Origin of the sequence: Streptomyces broussonetiae (genome assembly GCF_009796285.1) — a bacterium.
Taxonomy (GTDB): domain Bacteria; phylum Actinomycetota; class Actinomycetes; order Streptomycetales; family Streptomycetaceae; genus Streptomyces; species Streptomyces broussonetiae.
In genome coordinates this window covers 7,833,262-7,855,640 of sequence record NZ_CP047020.1, presented here as the reverse complement: position 1 = coordinate 7,855,640, position 22,379 = coordinate 7,833,262, and the positions used below count along the sequence as shown (strand labels likewise).

Here is a 22,379-nt window from a genome sequence, read left to right as displayed (position 1 = left end):
CGATGCCCGTCGCTTGCCGTCACCACCGACTACGGAACAGAGCCAAACGAGCAGTGTAACTAGGGTAGTTGGAGTTACTGGCGGGCTGCAGAGTGCAGTAGCTGCACCCACCAAGCAAGGTGCTTTTCTAATTTAACTATTACTAGTGATCTCCTCCATGACGACTGCCGAGTTCGCGCGCCGGACTCCGGCGCAAGGCGGGAAACAGCAGCACGTCTCCTCCCAGCACCGCCTCGTGGAGGGCCCGCACGTCGAGGTCGGCGATCCAGCGCACCTTCGGTTCGTGCCGGGACGGGGCCAATACTGTGGCACGCGCCGATAGTCACGGCAGCTGTAGTTCTTGATCACGGTTGGTCGTGACGGTGGTGTCGTTGCTGGTGGCAGGCGGTCGCGACGGCTTGGTGATGGCGTCGCCAGGCGGTCCAGTGCAGGACGTGCTCGCGGTCGCGGACCGGTGGCGGCAGCACGAGGGCTCGCAGGAGCCGGATGAGCTCGGGGCAGCCCAGCGGGACGAGCGCGGGCTCGTCCTCGGCGGCGTCGTGGACGGCGGTGGCCGTGAGAGCAAGGACGGCGGCGGCGATCAAGGAGAACAGTGACCATCGCATGCAGGAGTTCCAGCAGGTCACCTGGCCCTGGTCGAGTCCGGTGAAACCCTTGGCGAGTTGGAAGGTTTCCTCGATCCGCCACCTTCGACAGATCACTTCCACCAGTGTGCCGAGCGAACGTGGTGCTTGCTGCCGCCCCTGCCCCGGTCCGCCGGAGACGGCCCGGTCTTCGCACCGCCCTTCATTGCCCGCAGGTGCGAGCCGTCCACCGCGGCCCGCGAGAAGTCCAGCTGGCCAGCCGCCCGCAACTCGGCGAGCAGCAGTTCGTGCAGTGCCTGCCACACACCAGCCTGGTGTCAGTCCCGCAGCCTGCGCCAGCACGTGCTCCCCGAGCCGTACCCCAATTCCTGCGGCAGGAACTCCCAGGGGACCCCCTGGGCAGAGCACGAACAGGATCCCGTTGAGTACCCGCCGTTCCTCCAGCCGTTTGCGCCCCGGGTACCGGATACGCCGCTCGGTCACCGGCAGCAGCGGAGCGATCCGCTCCCTACAGCCCGTCCTCGACCTCCCACGGCCTGCGCTGCCCCATGCCACACCCCGCCGCTCATCAGACGGAGGCGCAACGTCGGCTGGCAGCCTGTCATTCCAAGGTGAGTGCTGACACACAGTCATATCCGAGGCGCGTGCGCAGATACACGAAGTTAACTTCCCCGACTCGGGTGTGAGACCGGTCCGGCCGACGATCGCAATACCTATCAAGCGACAGGTATCTGTCGACCGATCGGAGGTGCGGCGATGGGCCGGCCCGAACTCCCCCTTGCGCAGGACCCTGGCGGCGGTGGCACGACCGGCCACGCCCACTTCGGCTACCCGCAGGAACTCCGCCGCGGCGTAGGCAGCTTCGCGTCGTTCGCCGCGGGCTTCTCCTTCGTGTCGATCCTCACCACCGTCTTCCAGCTGTTCGGCTTGGGCTTCGGTCTCGGCGGCGCGGCGTTCTTCTGGACCTGGCCGCTGGTCTTTGCGGGCCAACTCCTCGTCGCGCTCTGTTTCGCCGAACTGGCCGCACGCTGGCCCGTATCCGGGGCGATCTACCAGTGGTCGAGCCGACTGACCGGCACCACGACGGGGTGGTTCGTCGGCTGGATCATGATCATCGGGCAGGTACTCACGGTCGCGGCGGCCGCGATCGCGGCGCAGGCGGTGCTGCCCGGTATCTGGTCCGGTTTCCAGATCGTCGGCGGCCCGGGTGCCGATCCATCGGTCGCCTCCCCGACCGGCGCGCAGAACGCAGTCCTGCTGGGATGCGTTCTGCTGGTGATCACGACGGTGGTGAACATCCTGGGAATCCGCCAGATGGCCGCCGCCACCAGCTTCGGCGTCACGGTCGAGATCATCGGCGTGCTCGCGCTGGTGCTGATCCTCTTCTTCCTGCCCGAGCGGGGTCCGCAGGTGGTGGCCCACCCCACCGGCTGGGCCGGCCACGGCGGCTACTTCGGGGCCTTCCTCGCGTCCTCACTGATGGCGGCGTACGTGATGGTCGGCTTCGACTCGGCCGGCGAGCTGGCGGAGGAGACCCACAGTCCGCGCCGAACCACTCCCCGGACCATCCTGCGGGCCTTGACCACCTCGGGTGTCGGCGGCGCCTTGCTGATCCTGTCGGGGCTGATGGCGGCGCGCGGCCTGACCGACGGAAAGCTGGCAGCCGGTGGTCTGTCCTGGGTGCTCACCGACCGGCTCGGCGGGGTTCTGGGCCGCCTGCTGCTGTGCTGCGTGGCGGTCGCAGTGTTCGCGTGCACCCTGGCCGTGCAGACCTCCGGGGCGCGGATGATGTACTCCATGGCGCGCGAAGGCGCCCTGCCCTTCCACCGGCACCTCGGCAAGGTCTCGGCCCGCACCGGTACGCCGATCAGCACGTCGATCGTGGTGGGCGTCGGCGCCGCGATCGCGCTCGTGGTCAACATCCGCCAGCCGGCGATCTTCACCGCCCTGTCCAGTCTCTGCATCGCCCTGCTGTACCTGGCCTATCTGGGCGTGACGGTGCCCCTGCTGGTGACCCGGATCCGGCGAAGGGGCAGCGGCGGGCTGCCGACGGGCGTCGACGAGACCGGCCGGCCCCTGTTCTCGCTGGGCCGGTGGGGAGTGGCGGTCAACACGCTCGCCGTGCTCTACCAGGCCGGCATGACGGTCAATCTGATCTGGCCCCGTGCGGAGATCTACGACCTCACCGGCGGCACCTGGTGGCTGCGGTGGAGCGCCCCGCTGTTCATCGGGCTCAGCCTCGCCGCCGGTGCCGTTTACTTCCTCGCCCGCCGGCTGCACCGCCGTATCGAGCTGAGGCACGTACCGCACACGCACATCGAGCCGCCCCTGGACGCGCAGGCCGTAGTCGAGCCCGCCTGAGGGCCCGTGTGACGCGAGGGGACGCATCGATGACGTACCGACGAAGCGACGACGGGACATCCATGACCACCACCGAGAACTCGACGGCCGTACCGCAGCACGGCCGCTACGCGACCGGGCAGGCTCCCGCCCGCGCCCGTGATCTGCACCTGACCGACAGCGTCCTGAGCGCCCGCGACGACGCCCGCGCCCAGGGCGGGCAGGCCGGCGCATGGATGCCGTACCTTCCGGCGTCGGACAGCCCCTACTGCCCGCCGGGTGTGGACGCCGCCGCCCTGGTGTGGGCGGAGACGGTGGCGCCCGGCGGCTACACGCACAAGGTCCTTGCCCGCGGTACGCGGCTGCGCTTCGACGATCCGAGCGGTGACGCCTGCGCCCACGTGCTGCTGTTCAACGCCCTGGAGCCGGTGGAGCGGCTGAACGTCGCCGACACCCAGAAGGTGCCGTGGCAGGCGTATCCGGGCCTGAACCATCCGCTGCTCTCCGGCGACGGCCGGGTCCTGGCCGTGGTCAGCGCTGACTCCTCCGGCCGGCACGACGCCTTCTGCGGCACCACCACCGACGCCTGGAACGAGCGCAAGTACGGTGACGCCCGCCCCGAGGGGCCGTCGCCGTCCGGCCGCGGGCTCTTCCTCAAGGCGGCCGCCAAGCACGGTCTGAGCCGGCGCGACCTGCCGCCCAGTCTCTCCTTCTTCCAGGGCGTGCGCGTCGAGCCGGACGGCACCCTGGCCTGGCACGGCAGCGCGGGGGCGGGCACGCATGTCGAACTCGTCGCGGAGATGCCCCTGCTGGTGCTGGTCGCGAATGTCGCCCACCCACTGGATCCTCGTCCCGGCTATGTAGTCGGCCCACTGCGGGTGCACGCCTGGCGTGGTGCCCCGACCGGCCCCGGCGAGCCGCGGTTCACGGCGACTCCGGAACTGCACCGGGCGTACCTCAACACCGTCGACTACTGCGAAGCCCGGGGGCTGTGACATGGCGACCACACGGACCGGGACCACGCCCGTCAGCTGCCCGACCGCCGCCGGCGGCACGGTCGCCTCCACCGTCCCCGTGGGCGCGGTGCATGCGGAGGGCTCCCCCCTGGACTGGGGTGCGAGCCTGGTCGAGGGCAAAGTCGTCCTGGACGAGACGGTGGCCCCCAACGCGCCCTGGTCGGCGGTGGTGCGGACGGGGCACGTCCTGACGATCGTCGACGTCGGCGGCAACCAGTCGGCCGACTGTCTGCTCTACAACGCCGACGATCCCGAGGAGCGCTACAGCGTCCCCGACACCCTGGCCTGGCAGGGCAACGCCTATGTGCGCACCGGCACCGTGCTGCGCAGCAGCGAGGGCCGCCCGTTGATGACCGTCGTGGCCAACGAGGTCGACCGCCAGGACACCATCGGCGGCGCGTGCGGCAAGGAGTCCAACACCCTGCGATACGGCCATCATGTGATGTTCCAGCACGGCTGTCGTGAGAACTTCCTCGCCGAGGCCGGGCGGCGTGGCCTCGGGGTGCGGGACATCGTCTCCAACCTCAACTGGTTCATGAACGTGCCCGTCGAGGCGGACGGCGCGCTGGGCATCGTGGACGGCATGTCGGCGCCGGGCCGCCGGGTCGCGGTGCGCGCCGAGACGGACGTGCTGGTGATGGTGTCCAACTGCCCGCAGATGAACAACCCGTGCAACGACTTCAACCCCACCCCGCTGCGGCTGATCGTCGTGGAGCCGGCACCGGTCGGCGTCGGCGCACGGTCCGCGGAAGCCACTCGCACCGCGAAGGAGGGCGCGTGATCCGCCCCACCGCCGTTCTCGTCGCCAACCGCGGTGAGATAGCCCGCCGCGTGATCCGCACCGCCAGGAGGATGGGTCTGGGCACCGTCGCCGTCTTCTCCGACGCCGACCGGGCCGCCCCGCACGTCCACGAGGCCGATCACGCGGTCCGTCTCGGTCCGGCACCCGCCCGCGCGTCCTATCTGCGCGGGGAGGCGATCATCGAGGCCGCGCTCGCCCATGGCGCGGGCATCATCCACCCCGGCTACGGCTTCCTCTCCGAGAACACCGCCTTCGCCCGTGCCGTGGAGGAGACCGGTCTGCGTTTCGCGGGACCGACCGCCGACCAGATCACGGCCTTCGGTGAGAAGCACACCGCACGCGCCCTGGCCAAGGCCGCCGGAGTGCCGCTGCTGGCCGGGACGGAGTTGCTGGCAAGCGCCGAGGAGGCCGTCACCGCGGCCTCCTCCGTCGGGCTGCCCGTGATGGTCAAGGCCACCGGCGGTGGCGGCGGCATCGGCATGCAGGCCTGCGCCACCGCCGATGAGGTACGCGGGGCCTTCGCGCGCGTCGCGGCGCTCGCGGAGTCCAACTTCGGGTCCGCCGGGGTGTTCCTGGAGCGCCTCGTGCGCCCCGCCCGCCATGTCGAGGTGCAGGTCTTCGGCGACGGCACCGGCCGGATCGCCGTCTTCGGCGACCGGGACTGCTCGTTGCAGCGCCGCAACCAGAAGGTGATCGAGGAGGCCCCGGCCCCGGCCCTGCCTCCTCATGTGCGGGCACTGCTGCACGACTCCTCGCGCCGGCTGCTCGCCTCGGTCGGCTACCGGGGCGCGGGGACCGTGGAGTTCGTCTACGACCCCGTGCGCGAGGAGGCCGCCTTCCTGGAGGTCAACACCCGCCTCCAGGTCGAGCACCCGGTGACCGAGGAGGCGTATGGCGTCGACCTCGTCGAACTGATGCTCGTCCTGGCCCGCGACGGCTGGGTCGAGGACGCGGTGTTCGAGCGGGAGTGGACGCCCGCCGGGCATGCCGTGGAGGCCCGCGTCTACGCCGAGGACCCCGGCAAGGACTCGCTGCCGTCCCCGGGCCTGATCACCCGGGCGGCCTTCCCCGGCCAGGGCGCCGACAGCATGCCCGGCGTGCGCGTCGACGGCTTCGCCGAAACGGGTCTGGAGGTCTCGCCGTACTACGACCCCATGCTCGCCAAGGTGATCGCGAAGGGTCCCACCCGGGAGGCCGCGTTCGACGTGCTCGGCCGGGCCCTGGCCGCGAGCCGGGTCGACGGCATCGTCACCAACCTGGGCCTGCTGCGCGAGCTGACCTCGCGGGGCGAGGTGCGCGAGGCCGTGCACAGTACCAGCACGCTCGCCACCACGGCCGACCCCGAGCCGCGCATCGACGTCCTGGTACCGGGTGCGATGACCACCGTCCAGGACCTTCCGGGCCGGCTCGGCCACTGGCACGTGGGCGTGCCGCCGAGCGGCCCCTTCGACGCCGTCTCCTTCGCCGAGGCCAACCTGGCCGTCGGCAACCCGGCGCAGGCCCCTGGCCTGGAGGTCACCGCGGGCGGGCTGAGCCTGCGCTTCTCGGCCGCCACCGTGGTCGCCGTCACCGGCGCTCCCGTCCCGGTCACGGTCGACGGTGGCGCGGTAGTCCTGTGGGAGCCGGTCACGGTCGCGGCCGGTGCCACCCTGGTGCTCGGCGCCTGCCGGGGGCCGGGCCTGCGCAGCTACGTGGCCGTCCGGGGCGGCATCGACGTACCCGAGTACCTGGGCAGTGCCTCGACGTTCACTCTCGGCGGCTTCGGCGGGCACGGCGGGCGCGCGCTGCGCGCCGGAGACGTACTGCGTCCCGGGGCTTCGTCGACCGCCGGCGGTGGCCCCACCCCGCCCGAGCGCCGGCCGGCGATCACCTCGCACTGGCAGATCGGTGTCACCGAAGGGCCGCACGCGGCGCCCGAGTTCTTCACCCGAGAGGACATCGACACCCTCTACGCCACGGACTACGAGGTCCACCACAACTCGGCCCGCACCGGCGTCCGCCTGATCGGGCCCAAGCCGCGGTGGGCGCGCCAGGACGGCGGTGAGGCCGGGCTGCACCCCTCCAACATCCACGACACGCCGTACGCGGTGGGTGCCCTCGACTTCACCGGCGACACGCCGATCATCCTGGGCCCCGACGGTCCGTCTCTCGGCGGGTTCGTCTGCCCCGCGGTGGTCGCCAGCGGCGAACTGTGGAAGCTCGGCCAGCTCCGCCCCGGCGACACCGTCCGCTTCGTACCGGTCAGGGAAGCCGAGGCGGCCGCCCTGGATGCCCGCCTCTCCTCCCCCACGCTGATCAGCACGGGCGGAGACGGCGACGACGGCGTTCTCGGGCGCCTGGAGGCCACCGATGCCCGCCCCGCCGTCACCTACCGCCGGGACGGCGACGACAACGTCCTGGTCGAGTACGGCCCCATGGTGCTCGACCTCGGCCTGAGGATGCGGGTCCACGCCCTGCAGGAGACCCTCGCCGGCCACACGCCCGACGGCGTCCTCGACGTCACCCCGGGCATCCGCTCCCTCCAGATCCACACCGACGCCCGCCGGCTGAAGGCCCGTGATCTCACCGCCCTGCTGCGCGAGCTGGAGGACGAAGTCCCGCCCAGCGACGAACTGGTGGTCCCCTCCCGCACGGTGCGGCTGCCACTCAGCTGGGACGACCCGGCGACCCGGCTCGCCATCGAGCGGTACATGGCCGGGGTGCGCGACGACGCCCCGTGGTGCCCGTGGAACATCGAGTTCATCCGCCGAGTCAACGGTCTTAGGACCGCCGACGACGTCTACCGCACCGTTTTCGACGCCTCCTACCTGGTGCTCGGCCTCGGCGACGTCTATCTCGGCGCCCCCGTCGCCACCCCGCTCGACCCTCGGCACCGCCTGGTGACCACCAAGTACAACCCGGCCCGAACCTGGACCGCGGAGAACTCCGTCGGCATCGGCGGCGCCTACCTGTGCATCTACGGCATGGAAGGCCCCGGCGGCTACCAGTTCGTCGGCCGCACCGTGCAGATCTGGAACCGGTTCCGCAAGGGCGGCCTGTTCCAGGACTCGCCGTGGGCGCTGCGCTTCTTCGACCGCATCGAGTGGTATCCCGTCACCGCGGAGGAACTGCTCGAACTGCGGGCCGAGACCGACGCCGGGCGCGGTGACTTCCCGACCGAGGAGGGCACCTTCTCCATCGCCGAGTACAACGCCTTCCTGAACGCGGAGGCCGACTCGATCGCCGTGTTCCGCCGGCGACAGAGCACCGCCTTCGAGGCCGAGAAGCAACGCTGGCGAGCCGCCGGAGAGTTCGACCGCGACGACGATCCCGGCCCCGCGACCGCCCCCGCTGCCGTCACCGTGCCGGACGGCGCGGTCCCCGTCACCGCGCCGTTCACCGCCACCGTCTGGCACATCGCCGCCGAGCCGGGCGCCACCGTGGCGAGCGGCGATGCGATCCTCTCCCTGGAGGCGATGAAAATGGAGTCCAAGGTGAACGCCCCCGCCGCCGGAACGCTGCTGGAGATCTACGTCAAGCCCGGGGAACAGGTCGCCCCCGGCCAGATCCTCGCGGCGGTGCGGGCATGAACGCCATGACACCGGCCGCCCGCGTCCAGGCCGCCTACGACCGCATCGACGACGCCGGCCGGCCCGAGATCTGGATCCGCCTCAGGCCACGCGAAGAGGTGCTCGCCGAGGCGGCCGGCATCGACCCGGCGCTGCCGCTGGCCGGCCTGGTGGTGGCCGTCAAGGACAACATCGACGTGGCCGGCCTCCCCACCACCGCGGGCGCCCCGTCGTACGCCTACGAGCCGCAGGCCGACGCGCCCGCCGTGGCACGGCTGCGCGCGGCCGGCGCGGTGGTGCTCGGCAAGACCAACCTGGACCAGTTCGCCACCGGCCTGGTCGGCACCCGCAGCCCCTACGGCGCGGTGCGCAACGCCTGGGACGCGGCCCGCATCTCCGGCGGGTCGTCCTCCGGATCCGCCGTCGCGGTGGCGCTGGGCATCGCCGACATCGCGCTCGGCACCGACACGGCCGGCTCCGGGCGGGTACCCGCCGCCCTCAACGGCATCGTCGGCGTCAAGCCCACCAAGGGCCTGGTGCCCGTGACCGGGGTGGTCCCCGCCTGCTACACCCTCGACTGCGTGACCGTCTTCGCCCGCGACCTGCAACTCGCCCGCACTGCTGCGGAGTTCGTCGAAGGCGCCGATCCGGCCGATCCTCTCTCCCGCACCGGCACCCAGCTTCCGCCGCCCCCCGCGCGCCCGCGGATCGCCGTACCGGCCGGGGAGCATCTGAACGGCATGGCGGACGGCTGGCACGAAGCCTTCGACGCCGCCGTCGCCCGCCTGGCGGGCACCGGGGCGGAGATCGTCGAGACCGACGTCACCCCGCTGCTTCAGGCCGCGGACCTGCTGTACGGCGGCGCGTTCGTCGCCGAGCGGTACGCCGCCGTGGGCGCGCATCTGGAGAAGCACCGCGACCTGATCGGGGCGGGCCTCGATCCGACCGTCGCCGCCATCGTGCTGGCAGGCCGGGAGAAGACCGCCGCCGACTGGGCCGCCGACGCCGCCAGGCTCGCCGCGCTCGGCGCCGCCGGACGCGCGGTGCTCGACGGCTGTACAGCTCTCCTGACGCCGACCACCACCTGGCATCCCACCCTCGATGAGGTGACGGCCGACCCGGTCGGCGCCAACGCCCGGTTGGGACGGTTCACCAACTTCGCCAACCTGCTGGACTGCGCCTCGCTCGCCGTTCCCGCCGGGTTCGTGGACGGCCTGCCGTTCGGCGTGATGTTCACCGGACCGGCCTTCTCCGACCGCGCCCTGGCCGCGCTGGCCGAGCGGTTCGCCAACCCCGGGCTCGACCTGTTCGTGGTCGGCGCCCACCTCACCGGTCAACCCCTCAATGCCCAGTTGGTGCAGGCAGGCGGCACTCTGACCGGCAGGGCCCGCACCGCAGGCGGTTACCGGCTGTACGCCCTGGCCACCGAGGTGCCCAAGCCCGGTTTGCTCCGCGTCACCGAGGGCGGGCGGGACGCCGGCGCCGGGGCGGGTCACGCCACAACGTCAGGCGGCGACGTGGGCATGGGAATCGAAGGCGAGATCTGGCGGCTGCCGGCTTCCGGGTTCGGGGCGTTGACCGCCGCCGTGCCCGCGCCGATGACCATCGGCACCGTCGAACTGGCCGACGGGCGGCAGGTCTGCGGCTTCCTCGTCGAGCCGTACGCCGTCGAGGGCGCGCCCGACATCACCCGCTTCGGTGGCTGGCGGGCGTACACGGCGTCCGCGTGACCGGAGGCCGCGGGGCGGACACCTGGTGGCAGGATGGGACCATGACGACGACGCGTCCCCGTCAAGGCAGGCCCCGGCACACTCCGCCGTCCGACCCCGGCACCTCCGCCCGGGAACAGATCCTCGACGCCGCCGGGGCGCTCTTCGTCGACCATGGGATCACCAGCACCAGCACCCGCATGATCGCCGAGCGGGTCGGCATCAGACAGGCCTCGCTGTACTACCACTTCGCCACCAAGGAGGAGATCCTCGCCGAACTGCTGGCGACGTCCGTGCGGCCCAGTCTGCAGATGGTGGACCGGATCCGGGCCCTGGTGCCCGAGCACGCGGATGCGGCCGCCGCACTCTACGCCGTGGCCGCCATGGACGTACGCACCCTCTCCCGCACTCCGTTCAACATCGGCACGCTCTATCTGCTGCCGGAAGTGCGGGCCGAGCGGTTCGACGCCTTCCGGGCCGAGCGGGGCCGTCTGCAGTCGAGCTACGGCACGCTGGGCGCCCTGGCGGCGACCGAGGACGTCGCGCGCGGCCTGCCCGCCGAGCGGCTCGGCGAACTGCTGATCCAGCTGGTGGAGGTCGTCATCCAGATACGGCGCTCCCGCGAGCCGGATGCGGCTGACACCGAGGCCGTCGCGTCGTCGTGCCTACGCCTGTGCGGGCTCGGAGAGCCGGCGGTGGCCGCCGCCCGGGAGGAGGGCCGAAGGCTGCTGAGCAGCCTGGACTGACCGGCGGCCCACCGCACACCCTCCAGCGCCGCCATGCAGCGGCTCAGCCTTCACCGGGCCCTCGGTGTCTGTCTGCCGGCGCGGTCGGCGGCCGCACTCGTGGGGTGATGCGAGGGCGGCCGTCGTCATGTCCGGCCAAACCACCATCCACTGGCCCCTGGACAACACCCCGAGACCCGTCGGCTTCAGAGGCTTGGGGCTAGTATCCGGTCCGACGAGGTTGCGCGGAGCAGGCGGAGGGATGCCCGGACCATGTGGGAGCACGAGAGCGGGAGCGTGGAGGGGCACGAGGCTTCCGCCCTCGGCACCTTGGCGGACGGGATCCGCTTCACCTTCCGGGCCGGCGCGGTGTCGTTCGACGGAGACGGGCATGCGGACGAAGGATGGCAGCCCGAGGTTCGCGACCCGCGGATCGTCCACCTGACTCCGCTGTGCGCGTGCGGATGGCGCGGCGAGAACGTGCCAGTGCCCGGCAGACTGGAGTCCACGACCGGGGACGGGCACAGCGGCTGGGCCGTGCCCGAGGATGCCGCCGCACCGGTCCGCCAACTGTGGCAGCAGCACGTCACGGCCGTGCGCAGCGCAGCCGTACCGGCATGGCACACGATCCGCTGGGCGGAGCAGAACCTCGCCCTGCGAGAAGTGACCGCGCAGCAGCCGATCGCCGCGCTGCGACTGCTCCGCAAGATAATGTCGGATGCGGAGGCGCACCAACTGGCCGCCGTCAGGTGGGCTTGCGAGTGGGGGGTGCCCTGGAAAGACCTCGCCGCCCAGCTGGGACTCGACGAGGATAGCGTACGGGACCTGCACGCTCGGGCTGTCAACGGCTTCTGACTCTGGCGACGTGTCAATCCCCTCATGTGTGAGGACCTTCTGAGCGGCCGGCGCCAGGGAGGAGTTGGAGCGGTGGTTGCGTTCGTAGTCGATGGGGCTGCCACGACCCGCACCGCGGGTTCGACGCCGTCGCTGTCGGGGAGCCGCAACGCTGCCCTCGCCGAATACCTCATCCATGCAGGTGGGAGAAGCTACCGCGGGTGTCTGAGCGTCGGCATGCGCCCACATGAGCACGATCACCGCGACATGATGGGTGGTCATGCTGCTGCGATCGGCGTGAACGATCCCGCCCGGCTCGGGGCGGCGGTTGCGGATGGCCATGTCCAGCGCGTTGACCACGAGGATGGAGTCCTGCCGTGAGGCGATGGACCAGCCCACGATCCTGCGGCTGAACGCATCCAGGACCCGCCGCGCAGTACACCCACCCTTCCCTGGTGCGGTGCTGCGTGATGTCGGTGACCCACAGCTCGTCGGGACGCAACCGATGAAACTTGCGATTGACCAGGTCCTCGGCGGTGACGATGCCACGCAGCCGCTTGATGCGCACCGGTCCGGGCAGGCCGTGGATCCCGGCCTGTGTCATCAGCACCGACACGGTCCTGGTGCAGACCCGGATGCCCATGCCCAGGGTGAGCTCGGCGTGGATGCGGCGGTAGCCGTAAGTGCCGCGGGAAGCGACGTGAACCTCTCGGATCAGCCCGGTCAGCCAGTCCCGCCGTAGCTGCCGTGGAGTGGCCGGTGTGCGCTTGTGCTTGTAGTAGTTCTGCCGGGCGACGCCAAGGATCCGGCAGCACCTGTTGACCGGTGCCCCGGCGACGAGTCGGTCGATCACCGGGTAGAGCCTTTTGGGGCCGGCTTGTCCTCGCCGAGGAACTTCGCCGCCTGCCGGACGATCGCCAGCTCGGTTTCCAGCTCATGGATCCGCCGGCGAGCGGCCCGCAACTCAGCAGACTCGCTCGACGGCGTTCCCGGTCGCCGCCCGTTGTCGATGTCGTCTTGCCGCAGCCACTTCGACAACGTGACGGGATGGACGCCGAGCTCCACCGCTGTCTGTTTGGCCTGCTTGCCGGCGCGGATCAGCGCGATGGCGCGCGCCCGGAACTCCGGAGGATAGGGACGAGGCATGACTGCCAGCCTTCCGTGAAGGGCTGTCAGTCAGCCACCAGAACTGGAACCTGAGAGGTGGGGCAGGTCAACCTGTCACCCGAACCTGCAGCAGACCCGATCTACGACTGAAGGGGCTGACCGACGCCATGAAGCAAGCAGGTTCCGTTCGGGTGCGCTGACAGCTTGTCACGGCCAGCCATGGATGGCCGCCCGTCATGGCGTGTGCTGAGCCTCTAGCACCCGCAGACTGGTCGGCTCTGCGGCATGGGAAAACGTGATGATGCCGTAGGCAACCGGGGTGGCCCGCCGAGACCGCGGCGGGCTGCGGCTGCCGAACGTCGGCGGGCACGATCAGGGCGTGCAACCGCCGGACGGTGCGTCGTGACACAAAAGAGGGCCAACGCGCCTCGACCACCGGCTGCGCGCAGTGAAACCCTGACTGCCATCAGCTACCGACATCATGTCGACAACACAGACTCAAAGCCGGTAAATGCCGTACAGCTTCGCCGTTTCGGTGGCGACTTCCTGCCGGTTGGCAGAAGTCCGCCAGCCTGCTCATCTTGTGGCGGCTTTTCCAGGTTGAAAGATTCCCCGCAGCGTGGGCGCTGTTCGGGGGCAGCGCCTGGTCTTTGCTTTCCCCGAGTTCGCTTGCAAGAAGTGGAGTGCCCATGAAACGGCGGAGACGAGCGTTCGCTCGCGGCCTCGCCATAGCCAGTGCGGCCGTGCTGCTCGCCGCACCCGAGCAGTACGCGTCGGCCACCGGAGCGAAGACCTCTGCGGTCGATTCCGGTGCGAAAAGTACGGCTTCGGTGGGCGCGTTGCCCGGCATACCCGGGTCCTCGGCGCTCGGTCCGTGGCGCTCGTTCCAGCAGCCCATGCCCGCACAGTCGGCGAAGAACGGCCCGCACCAGGTCCTTGTGGTGCTTGGCTCGGCCACCCACGTGACCGGCAAGTCGCTGGGCAAGCAGCGCAGTCTGCAGATCCGTACCCCGCTGACCTCGGACACCGCGGTCAACTCCGCACTCCACCGGACTCACGCCGTCTCCATGCGGCCGCTGGTGCCGGGTCTCACCGCCGCCCAGGCCCGGCAGCTGCACTCAGCCGCCCAGGCGAAGCTGGGATCCGCGGCGATCGACCTGTCCAAGGTCCAGGTCGTCCAGCTGGCCGGCGGCGACGCCTCGGCTGCCGCCCATACGCTGGCCGCTGCACCCGGGGTCGTCTACGCCGAGCCCGACCGGACCGTCTCCCCCATGAACACCGGCGCCGTGCCGCTGCCCTCCTCAGTGGGCGCCACCGCAGGGAAGGCCGACTCGTCGGTGAGGGAGCAGGACAGCGGTGCGACCGGCACCGACGGTGTGCCCGGCAACGCGGCTCTCGGCACCTCGCTGCAGAGCTTCCTCAACGCCGGCGGCGTCGACGCGACAGGCGCCTACAGCCTGCTGAAGCAGCAGTTCCAGCAACTGCCCGGCGCCGGTGAGACCATCACCAACGTCTCGGTGGGCGACCTCACAGACGCGTCGACTCCGAACCTGGGCCCCGCGGGGCCGACGACTGTCGTCCAGAACGGCCGGCGATACCTGGACATCCCCACGATGCCCTTGATCCCGACCTACACCGCGGACGCGACCGGCACACTCGACCCGACCGGCTCGACTCGGGGGCAGGACTCCGCGCTCGGTGAGGTGCTGCTGGACTTCTCCGTGATGGCGCCGCTTCCCCACGACCTGCAGCGTCCGGGCATGCAGGGCAGCGGGAACTCAGACCTGCTGGGCATCGCCCCGGGGGCCGACTACCGGCTCGTCGTCCCGCAGCAGCCGACGTTCAGTCAGATCGCGGTGGCTCTGCTGGCTGCCGCCCGGCAGCAGCCGCGGCCCGACGTGATCACCGCCAGCCTGGGCTACGGCACCGACGCTTTCGGGTTCGCCGGACGCTACCTGGAGGACGACCCGGTCCAGCAGTCCGTGATCGCGTCGATCGTGCAGCAGTACGGCATCACCATGGTGGTCTCGTCGAACGACGGGACCAGGCTGTTCACCAACGCGGCCGTCGGCCCCGACGGCGGCAGCACCGCGACCGACGTGACGGGCAAGGCCGCCGACACCACCAGGATCGACGACGACCAGCTGTCGACCACGCCCAGCAAGGTCCTCGACTCCGGCGCGATCGCCGCGGGCGGCACCACGACAGACGACACTCTGGCCGTGCCCCCGCAGAACGGCGCAGCCGCGTCGGGCAACGGGGCCTGGGCGACCACCAGGCTCAACGGCTCCGGGATCTTTTCCTCGGGATTCGGCACCCGGATCGACGTCTCGGCGCCCAGTGACGGCATCCCCGCCTTCGAGCACCGAGGCCAGACCGCGCAGTCGGTGACAGAGGTCCTCAGCGGAGGCACTTCGGCTTCCGCGCCCGAGATCGCGGCCGCCGCGGCGGTCGTGCTGCAAGCCTCCCGGCTGACCGGGCAGCACGCGTCGCCCCAGGACGTCCGCTCGCTGCTGGAGCGCACCGGCCGGGCCGTACCGACTGCGCCGCAGATCGACCAGCCGCTGCACGTCGGTCCGCAGCTCGACGTCACCGCCGCGGTGCAGGCGGTCCTGGCCAAGGCGCACGGCAGCCATGTGACCACGGACACGCCCCGGATCGTCCGGCTCTCCGTGGCGCATCGCCAGACCATCGGCGGGCTCGGTGGCTCCTACCTGGAGGCCACCGACCCGGGGTACATCGACCTGGCCGGACCGGGCACGGGCGCCGGCGCCACCGGTGAGGGCCTGGTGGGACCGGTGACCATCGGCGCCGACGTCACCGGCCTGAGCGACCGGCACGGCGTGAGCTACGCGCTGCGCATCAAGAACCACGAGTTCACCTCCGCTGTGCCGGCGATCCGACTCACCCCCACGCAGATGCTGGCCGCCGCCGGACTTCCGGTCGTCTCCGCGACGGACCGTCAGGTCCCGCTCACCTTCGAGGTGCGCCGCGGCAACGAGGTGCTGGCCTCCACCACCCACCAGCTGGCCTTCGGCCCCACCGACGGCGGCTACGCCGAAGCACTCGCCCCGGTGGTCCAGCCTGTGGTCGAGGCGGGGCACTCCGTACCGGTGCGCTACGACCTGACCGGCGTGCGGAACGTCAGCTCGCCCCAACTGGTCGTGTCGCAGGTCGGCCACTGGAACCCCGCGTCGGCACCCATCTTCTCCGCCGTCCACACCGTCCCACTGACGGGACTGCGCGGCACCGTCACCGTCCCGGCCGACGCCTTCTCCGCCGGCGGCGGCATCTACGGCATCGGTGTCCTCCAGAACCCCGCAGGCGGCGCCAAGCGCGGCCCGGTGTACGGCGAGTTCGCCTCGGTCCGGGTCGACGGCGGTGACCCGTCGCAACGCCCGGCGGCGCCGACCCTGGCTGCGAAGGGATCCCAGGAGTTCGGTCACCTGCTGGAGGTGAACCGGGCTGCGCCGCGATTCTCGGTGCGCTACGACGTGTCGCGGGTCAAGGGCGCCACCGGCACGCTGCTGGAGTTCTCCGCACCCGGACCGAACATGTACAACTCCTACAACATGGTCAGCAACCAGAACGGCACCACCCTCGACCACAACGGGCTGGACAGCCCGGCCACGCTCGACCGCTCACTCACGGGCACGCGAGGCACGGCGGACCTCGACGCCCTCGCGCTCAAGCTCCCTTCCTCGATCGCCTACGACCTGCGGGTGTTCGCCGTCAACCAGCACGGCAAGACAGTCGGGCAGGCTTCGCCGACGTCCCTGCTGGCCTACGACGACGGAACGGCCCCAGACGGCACAAACCTGACCGACTTCGCGATCGTCCCCGGCGGCACGTCCGTCGCGGCGGTCGAAAGCCCCACCGGTGAAGGCTCGGTGTACGACTACGACGCCGCCACCGGAACCTATGGCCGCAAGCTGACGAGCGACCCCGCGTACGGCTCCATCTACGAGGTGTTCGGCGTCGACTCCGCCCACCACGCGTTGGTCCTGCACAAGCAGACGACCACCGGCGAGCAGTGGCTCGAGACATACGACACGGGCACCGGCGACGCGGTCGGCAGCCCCGTCCGGGTCGATGACCAGTACGTCGTGACGGGCGGGCGGGTGGACGCCAAGCGCCACCGCGCAGCGGTACTCGCCCACCGTTCGAGCGACCGGGCGGGCTTCGTCCTGCCCGTGGACACGGCAACCGGCGCAATGGGCACACCGCTCCAGCTCGACCCCACTCCGGACGGGAGAACGTCGTACGGCCTGCTGGACGTGGACGAGTCGACCGGCCTCTTTTCCGCGCAGAAGACCGGCACCACCGTCAACTGCGTGGCATCGATCGGCTCCGGCACGGTGGCAGCGGTCGACCTGGACACCGGGACGGTCACCCACAGCCAAGGCGGTATCCCCTGCGCCGGGGACCTCGCCGCCGACCAGAAGGGCAACCTCTACGAAACGTGGTACCACTCCTACAGCGTCAACTTCGCCGGCACCGGATACCTCGGGCAGCTCGGCGGCGGTGACCCGGTGAACGTCGGAACGGCTCAGACGCCCCTCGCGCTCGCCGTCGACGGGGAGCACCAGCTGGCGTTGATCGCCTTCCGGTTCCCGGACCTGAAGCCCATGGGCGGCTTCCAGCAGTACGGCTTCACCGACAACAACGCCACCGGACGCATGGCCGTCGTCGACCTGAAGACAGGCAACACGGTGGGTACGGTGACCGGCGTCGAGTACCCCCTGTACGGCTCCTGGAACGGCCGGCTCGAAACACACCGCGAGCGCGTCATGCAGCTCGACCCGGCGACCCGGACGGGCTGGACGTACGCAGGCGACGGAAGCCAGATCCAGCAGTTCTCCTACTGATCCGATCCGCTTGCTCGACACCCGGGTCCGCGGGCGCCACAGCGCCCGCGGACCCGCGGGCCTTACGGTAACCGGCCACGACCCCTGGCCCCCGGACCAGGCCCTCCTTGACGACATGGAAAATGTCGACGGGACAGCTGTGGCGCAGGACCAAAGGTGGCCGACATCCGCCGGCCGGCGGGCAGGCGACATGAAGGCGGAAAAGCCATGACATTCAACGTGCTGGGACTGGCAGAGGAGACTGAACGCGTCTACGCCGTGCTGGTCCATACGCCCCACGCGACGGCTTCGGAGCTCGCCGGCGCCTGTGAACTGTCCGTTCCCTCCACCACGCGGCAGCTGGCCGATCTGGTCAAGGAGGGCCTGGCGACGCGGGCCACCGGCCGACCGCCCCGGTTCACCGCGGTGGCCCCCGACATCGCTGTCACCGCGCTGATCCGCCGCCGTGAGAAGCAACTCGATGAGGCCCGGTCGCAGGTGCACCGGCTGATGGAGGCACACCGGGAGGCGTCCCGGATCAGCAGCCCGGACCTCGCGGTGGAACTCCTCACCGAACGCGCCGATGTCAGTACCGCGGTGCAGTGCATGACCACCCAGGCACAGCGTGAGATACGGGCCTTCGACCGGCCCCCCTACGTCGACCGGCCTGGCAGCAACCTCGATGAGCAGATCAAGCGGCAGCGCCGGGGCGTCGCCCACCGCGTGATCTACGACCGCGCCGCCGTCGCCTGGCCGGGCCGCCTCGCAGACGACATCCTGCCCAGTGTCCGGGCCGGTGAACAGGCGCGTGTCCGTACCGAGCTGCCGCTCAAACTCGTGATCTGCGACAGCCGGGTCGCGATCATCCCCATCAGTTCGGCGCCGGGCGGTCAGTTGGCGGCGTATCTCGTGAAGAGCTCACCGATGCTGGTGGCCCTGGAGGCGCTCTTCGAGGTGGAGTGGGAGCGGGCGGTTCCCCTGCCCCTGACGCACCGCACAGCTACCGAGGGGGGCTTCGAGAGCGGCACCGGCGAACCCGACCAGGAGACCCGGTCACTGGTGTCGCTGCTCGCGGCAGGGCTCACCGACGCCGCGATCGCCCGCGCCCAGGGCTGGAGCGAACGCACCACTCAACGCCGTATCCACCGGCTGATGAGTCAACTCGGGGTGAACACCCGGTTCCAGGCCGGGCTGACCGCCGCCCAGCGCGGCTGGCTGTGACTTTACGCCGGATGGTGGCTGACTCGGGAGTCTCGGAGAGCCAGTTGACGTCGGTCAGCGAGGCGTTGTACGTCCCCACCACTGGCACCACCAGCGCCGGCCACCTGCGTCTACTCGCCTGGGCACATCGCTTCGACGAGCACCGCGTCCAGAAGCCGGTGCAGGTCATCGATCCTCATCGGGCGGGAGCGGGCGGAAGCTCACCCAGCGCACGCATGAGGGCGATCTGCGCCTGGTCCCGCTGAGTTGCGAGTTCCTCGATGGGTCGGTCGCCGAGGTAGGCCTCGGCCTGCTCGCTCAGGAGTTTGACGGTGGCCTCGTCGAAGGTCGGGCTTCCCAGGAACTTCCAACTCTGTTCCATCGCGGGAGCGAGATGCGAGAGGAAGTGAGCAAATCCGCCGGAACCGCCGCCGAGATGGAAACTCTGGAAGGGCCCGGCAACCGCCCAACGAGGGCCGATCGAAGAAGTGACGAGTTCGTCGAGTTCCTGCTCGGTCACCACTCCCTCGGCCACCAGATGGACGCACTCGCGGAAGAAGGCCGCCTGCAGGCGGTTCGCGACGAAACCCGGAACTTCCTTGTGCAGGACCTGGGGCTTCTTGCCCAGGGCGCTGTAGAAGGCGCGTGCCTGCTCAACCGTCTCTTCCGAGGTGAGCCTGCCCGGAACGATCTCAACAAGAGGCACCAGGTGCGGCGGGTTGAAGGGGTGGCCGACGATCAGGCGCTCGGGCTGCTTGAGGACGGTGGCGATCTCGCTGGCCGGAAGACCCGAGGTCGAGGTGGCGAAGAGCGCATGGGCAGGAGCGTTCCCCTCGATGGTGGCCCACATCCGGTGCTTGATCTCCAGGCGCTCCGGGCCGTTTTCCTGCACCACGTCGGCGTGGGCCACCGCGGCGGCCAGATCGGCCTCGAAACGCAGCCGGGCAGTCAGGTCGTCCGTCCGCATGCCCAGCTCTTCCAGCGTGGGGGCGATGTCTGCCAGACCTGCGCGGACCTGACTCTCCGTCGTGGGAGCCGGGTCGCTGATGGTGACCTCAGAGCCGTGGGCGAGGCACAGGGCTGCCCACGACATGCCGATGACGCCGGCGCCGACGATGGTGACGTTACGGAACGATTCCGCGTTCGCAGTGTTCATGGTGTGCGATTCCTTACGGGTGGTGAGCGTTGCACCGCGACATTGCATGAAGTGTTTGAGGGCTGCCCGCGGGCGTGCCATGCTGACGGAGGGCGTGCTTGATCTCTGTTGCCGAGAAATCGCAGGCAAAGTACGCATGGCGAATTTTCCAAGTTCCACGCCTGCCCCTCTCGCGCTTCTCCGGGGTGTCGGCCCCGTACGGGCCGACACCCCCACGTCACTGCGCCGGTACCTGCATGCGCCGGCTCGCGTCGATCACGGCATCACCATGGTCTTTCTCGACCTCGACATCGAGAACGGTGCAGACCCGTCCGAAGGACCAGTAGAACCCGGTCACCTGCATGATCTCGAGGATCTCGCGTGGAGTGAGGCGCTCCTTCACCGCGGAGAAGATCTCGTCGGAAACGGTCGGGGCGGCAATGACCGCGGCCACGAAGCGGATGATTGCGCGGTCGTCGCCGGGGAGCTCCGGGGCGTTGAAGTCCTTGCGCTTGATCGCGTCCCGTACGGCGTCCGACACACCGACAGACGCTGAGATCGGCACGTGCTGGGTGAACTCGTATGCGCAGTCCGTGGCGCTGGCCGTGGTCAGAATGGTCAGTTCACGGTCTCGCGGGGAGAGCGCCAGCCGGGTGAACTGCGCCTGGCCCTGCCGAAGGAAGATCTCGACGGTGGCCTGCGAGTGCGACAGCATGTCGAATGCCGCGTGCTGCGGCAGCTGGTCGAGGAACTCACGCAGTTCCTTGGGAAAGTCCTGCCGGTCGGGGTAGGTAAGACGGGACACAACGGCTCCTTCTGGGAATGCGACGGTGAAGTGCTGCTCTGCTGCGGCAGTGGATGGGCCACTCGGTATGCCGGGCCGTTGGGCCGCATGCCATACCGTCTCCGCGTCTTCGAGGTCCACACCATTTCGAATGGTTGGCCGCACCTCGCCGGACTGCGGGGCGATTGCCTGCATTTGCCAATCTAGGCTTGCGTGACCGCGACGCACCGAAGCTCGACTACAAATTCTCGTAGTGCTTACGCCAATCGGCATGGAGTCGCATTCCGGTCGGAGTGCTACCGCGACCGGGCGCCGGCGAGGCTGTTCGGCTCGACGGACCATTCGTGCCGACCCGCCGTTGACCCTCGCCGTGATTGTCGTGAGCGTTCCCCGCGGGCATTCCCTGCTCTCAAGTCGGCACCTATGCGCTCGGTCCGCCCGCATGCCTCGGTCCACATGCGGCGCACACCCCACGGCAGACAAGGGTGAAGGAATCCTCCGTCACGTCTGATAGAGACGGAGCGCGACCAGGGACGCGACGAGTCCGTCGCCGCTGCGCGGATCGAATCCGGTGAGTTCGTGCCACCGGCCGAGCCGGTAAGCCAGCGAGTTCGGGTGCAGGTGCAACCCGCGGGCCGCGGCGGCCACCGACAGGCCGTGGTCTGCGAATGCGACCACGGCCTGGGCCAGGTGGGGGTCCGTGCGCGCCGTGGCCACGGCCTTGGTGAACAGCGGAGCCAAGCGGGTGGCCTGCCCGCCGAGGCCGGCGGCGAGCCAGGCGTCGGCGAAGTACACGACACGGCACTGTTCGCCCGTCCGGGACAGCGCCTGGGTCGCGTCGGTGATGCTGTCCGCCGCCCCGGCCAGGCCGGGGCGGGACAGGCCGACGCCGATCGCTGTGGCGTCCCGCCGCGGCGGGATGGCCGCGGCGGCTGCGGCCACGGCGTCCGGGTCGTGCCGCTGCCCCAGGACCAGGAGCCGGGCGCCGCCGGTGGCGCAGTGGAGTTCGCCGGTCAGGGCGGTCAGCCGAAGGCGCAGCTGTTCGGTGCGGTCGTCCTGCCAGTCCTCGGCGGGCAGGCACAGCGCCTGGAACTCGCCGTCGACTCGGTAGCCGAGCGCTTGGGCCAGGGGGGCCGCCGCCTCCACCTGGACGGGGTCGGCGGTGAGCGCGGCGAACAGCCGGTGGGCGAGCGTGACCCGGGTGACCTGAGCGCGCCGGACTTCCTCGCCGTAGGCCTCGGATGCGTTGCCGGTGAGGACCCGGATCCAGGTCCAGATGAGCGTGACCAGATGCGTCAGGTCGCCGACGTGCTCGGGGTGGTCGGCCGTGGCCCGCTGCAGGATCAGGTTCCACGCCTCACGAAAGGTGACGTGATAGGCCCCGAGCATGAGTTCGATGGGCAGGCCCTGCTCGGCGCGCCGCCGCCCCAGCTCCCGGGCGTGGGCAATCTGCTCCTCCCCCGGCGGCCGCTGCTCGGCGATTCCGGCGAACAGCATGCGGCCCTGGTACAGCACGAAGTCCCGGTGTTCCTCCGTAGGCACGACGGCGTAGTCGGGGATCTCGGCCCGGATTCGCCGGACGACCTCGAGACTGATCACCGGGAGGTCGTCGGTGATGTGCGCGCAGATCTGAGCAACGGCGTTCCGGGCCGCGCCCGAGAGGGGCGTCGACAGTGCCGGGTTCTCGGATTCCACGAACTCGACCCTAGCATTTCTGGCTTTTCACCGTAGATCCAGAGCGCTGGGTG

At 70.3% G+C, this 22,379-nt stretch carries 12 protein-coding genes and 3 pseudogenes; 9 read left to right on the top strand and 6 right to left on the bottom strand.

Annotated features, from left to right (window positions below; all coding sequences use genetic code 11):
• Positions 1 to 344 precede the first annotated feature (344 nt).
• Positions 345 to 722: pseudogene (locus GQF42_RS35955) on the bottom strand (IS701 family transposase); the annotation flags it as partial.
• Positions 722 to 1,085: pseudogene (locus tag GQF42_RS46315) on the bottom strand (transposase); the annotation flags it as partial. The pseudogenes GQF42_RS35955 and GQF42_RS46315, both read right to left, overlap by 1 nt.
• Before the next feature lie 255 nt (positions 1,086 to 1,340).
• Here GQF42_RS46315 and GQF42_RS35945 point away from each other — a divergent pair.
• The 7 genes from GQF42_RS35945 (at position 1,341) to GQF42_RS45155 (ending at position 11,579) form a co-directional block, all read left to right on the top strand.
• Positions 1,341 to 2,945 (top strand): amino acid permease, encoded by a 1,605-nt coding sequence (locus GQF42_RS35945; RefSeq protein WP_158926926.1) that lies wholly within the window; start codon positions 1,341 to 1,343, stop codon positions 2,943 to 2,945.
• A 62-nt stretch (positions 2,946 to 3,007) separates the two neighbouring features.
• A complete protein-coding gene (locus GQF42_RS35940) occupies positions 3,008 to 3,919 on the top strand; it encodes an urea amidolyase associated protein UAAP1 (RefSeq protein WP_325100377.1) in 912 nt (303 codons plus the stop codon).
• 1 nt (position 3,920) lies between these two features.
• Positions 3,921 to 4,721, top strand: a complete 801-nt coding sequence (locus tag GQF42_RS35935; RefSeq protein WP_158926924.1) for an urea amidolyase associated protein UAAP2 — start codon at positions 3,921 to 3,923, stop codon at positions 4,719 to 4,721.
• A complete protein-coding gene (gene uca, locus GQF42_RS35930; protein WP_158926922.1) occupies positions 4,718 to 8,311 on the top strand; it encodes an urea carboxylase in 3,594 nt (1,197 codons plus the stop codon). The genes GQF42_RS35935 and uca overlap by 4 nt, the downstream gene beginning before the upstream one ends.
• Before the next feature lie 5 nt (positions 8,312 to 8,316).
• The gene (locus GQF42_RS35925; protein WP_158930976.1) at positions 8,317 to 10,020 is read left to right on the top strand and encodes an allophanate hydrolase; all 1,704 of its coding nucleotides are present in this window, start codon (positions 8,317 to 8,319) and stop codon (positions 10,018 to 10,020) included.
• 41 nt (positions 10,021 to 10,061) lie between these two features.
• Positions 10,062 to 10,745 (top strand): TetR/AcrR family transcriptional regulator, encoded by a 684-nt coding sequence (locus tag GQF42_RS35920; protein WP_158926920.1) that lies wholly within the window; start codon positions 10,062 to 10,064, stop codon positions 10,743 to 10,745.
• Between the two features lie 252 nt (positions 10,746 to 10,997).
• Positions 10,998 to 11,579, top strand: a complete 582-nt coding sequence (locus tag GQF42_RS45155) for a hypothetical protein (protein ID WP_199273179.1) — start codon at positions 10,998 to 11,000, stop codon at positions 11,577 to 11,579.
• A 243-nt stretch (positions 11,580 to 11,822) separates the two neighbouring features.
• On the opposite strand, the pseudogene GQF42_RS35915 reads toward GQF42_RS45155, so the two are convergent.
• Positions 11,823 to 12,704 (bottom strand): annotated as a pseudogene (locus GQF42_RS35915) (IS3 family transposase); the annotation flags it as partial.
• A gap of 650 nt (positions 12,705 to 13,354) precedes the next feature.
• Here GQF42_RS35915 and GQF42_RS35910 point away from each other — a divergent pair.
• Positions 13,355 to 17,533, top strand: a complete 4,179-nt coding sequence (locus tag GQF42_RS35910; protein WP_158926918.1) for a S8 family serine peptidase — start codon at positions 13,355 to 13,357, stop codon at positions 17,531 to 17,533.
• Positions 17,534 to 17,740: 207 nt separating this feature from the next.
• A complete protein-coding gene (locus GQF42_RS35905) occupies positions 17,741 to 18,733 on the top strand; it encodes a helix-turn-helix domain-containing protein (protein ID WP_067039413.1) in 993 nt (330 codons plus the stop codon).
• Between the two features lie 175 nt (positions 18,734 to 18,908).
• Here GQF42_RS35905 and GQF42_RS35900 read toward each other — a convergent pair whose 3' ends face one another.
• From GQF42_RS35900 to GQF42_RS35890, 3 genes are all read right to left on the bottom strand, one after another.
• Positions 18,909 to 19,949: a 3-hydroxyacyl-CoA dehydrogenase NAD-binding domain-containing protein gene (locus tag GQF42_RS35900; RefSeq protein WP_233273592.1), complete on the bottom strand. Its 1,041-nt coding sequence runs from the start codon at positions 19,947 to 19,949 to the stop codon at positions 18,909 to 18,911.
• Positions 19,950 to 20,085: 136 nt separating this feature from the next.
• The gene (locus tag GQF42_RS35895; protein WP_158926916.1) at positions 20,086 to 20,826 is read right to left on the bottom strand and encodes a carboxymuconolactone decarboxylase family protein; all 741 of its coding nucleotides are present in this window, start codon (positions 20,824 to 20,826) and stop codon (positions 20,086 to 20,088) included.
• Positions 20,827 to 21,132: 306 nt separating this feature from the next.
• Positions 21,133 to 22,326 carry a PucR family transcriptional regulator gene (locus GQF42_RS35890; RefSeq protein ID WP_158926914.1) on the bottom strand — a complete coding sequence of 398 codons (1,194 nt, stop codon included), beginning with the start codon at positions 22,324 to 22,326 and terminating at the stop codon, positions 21,133 to 21,135.
• Positions 22,327 to 22,379: the final 53 nt, after the last annotated feature.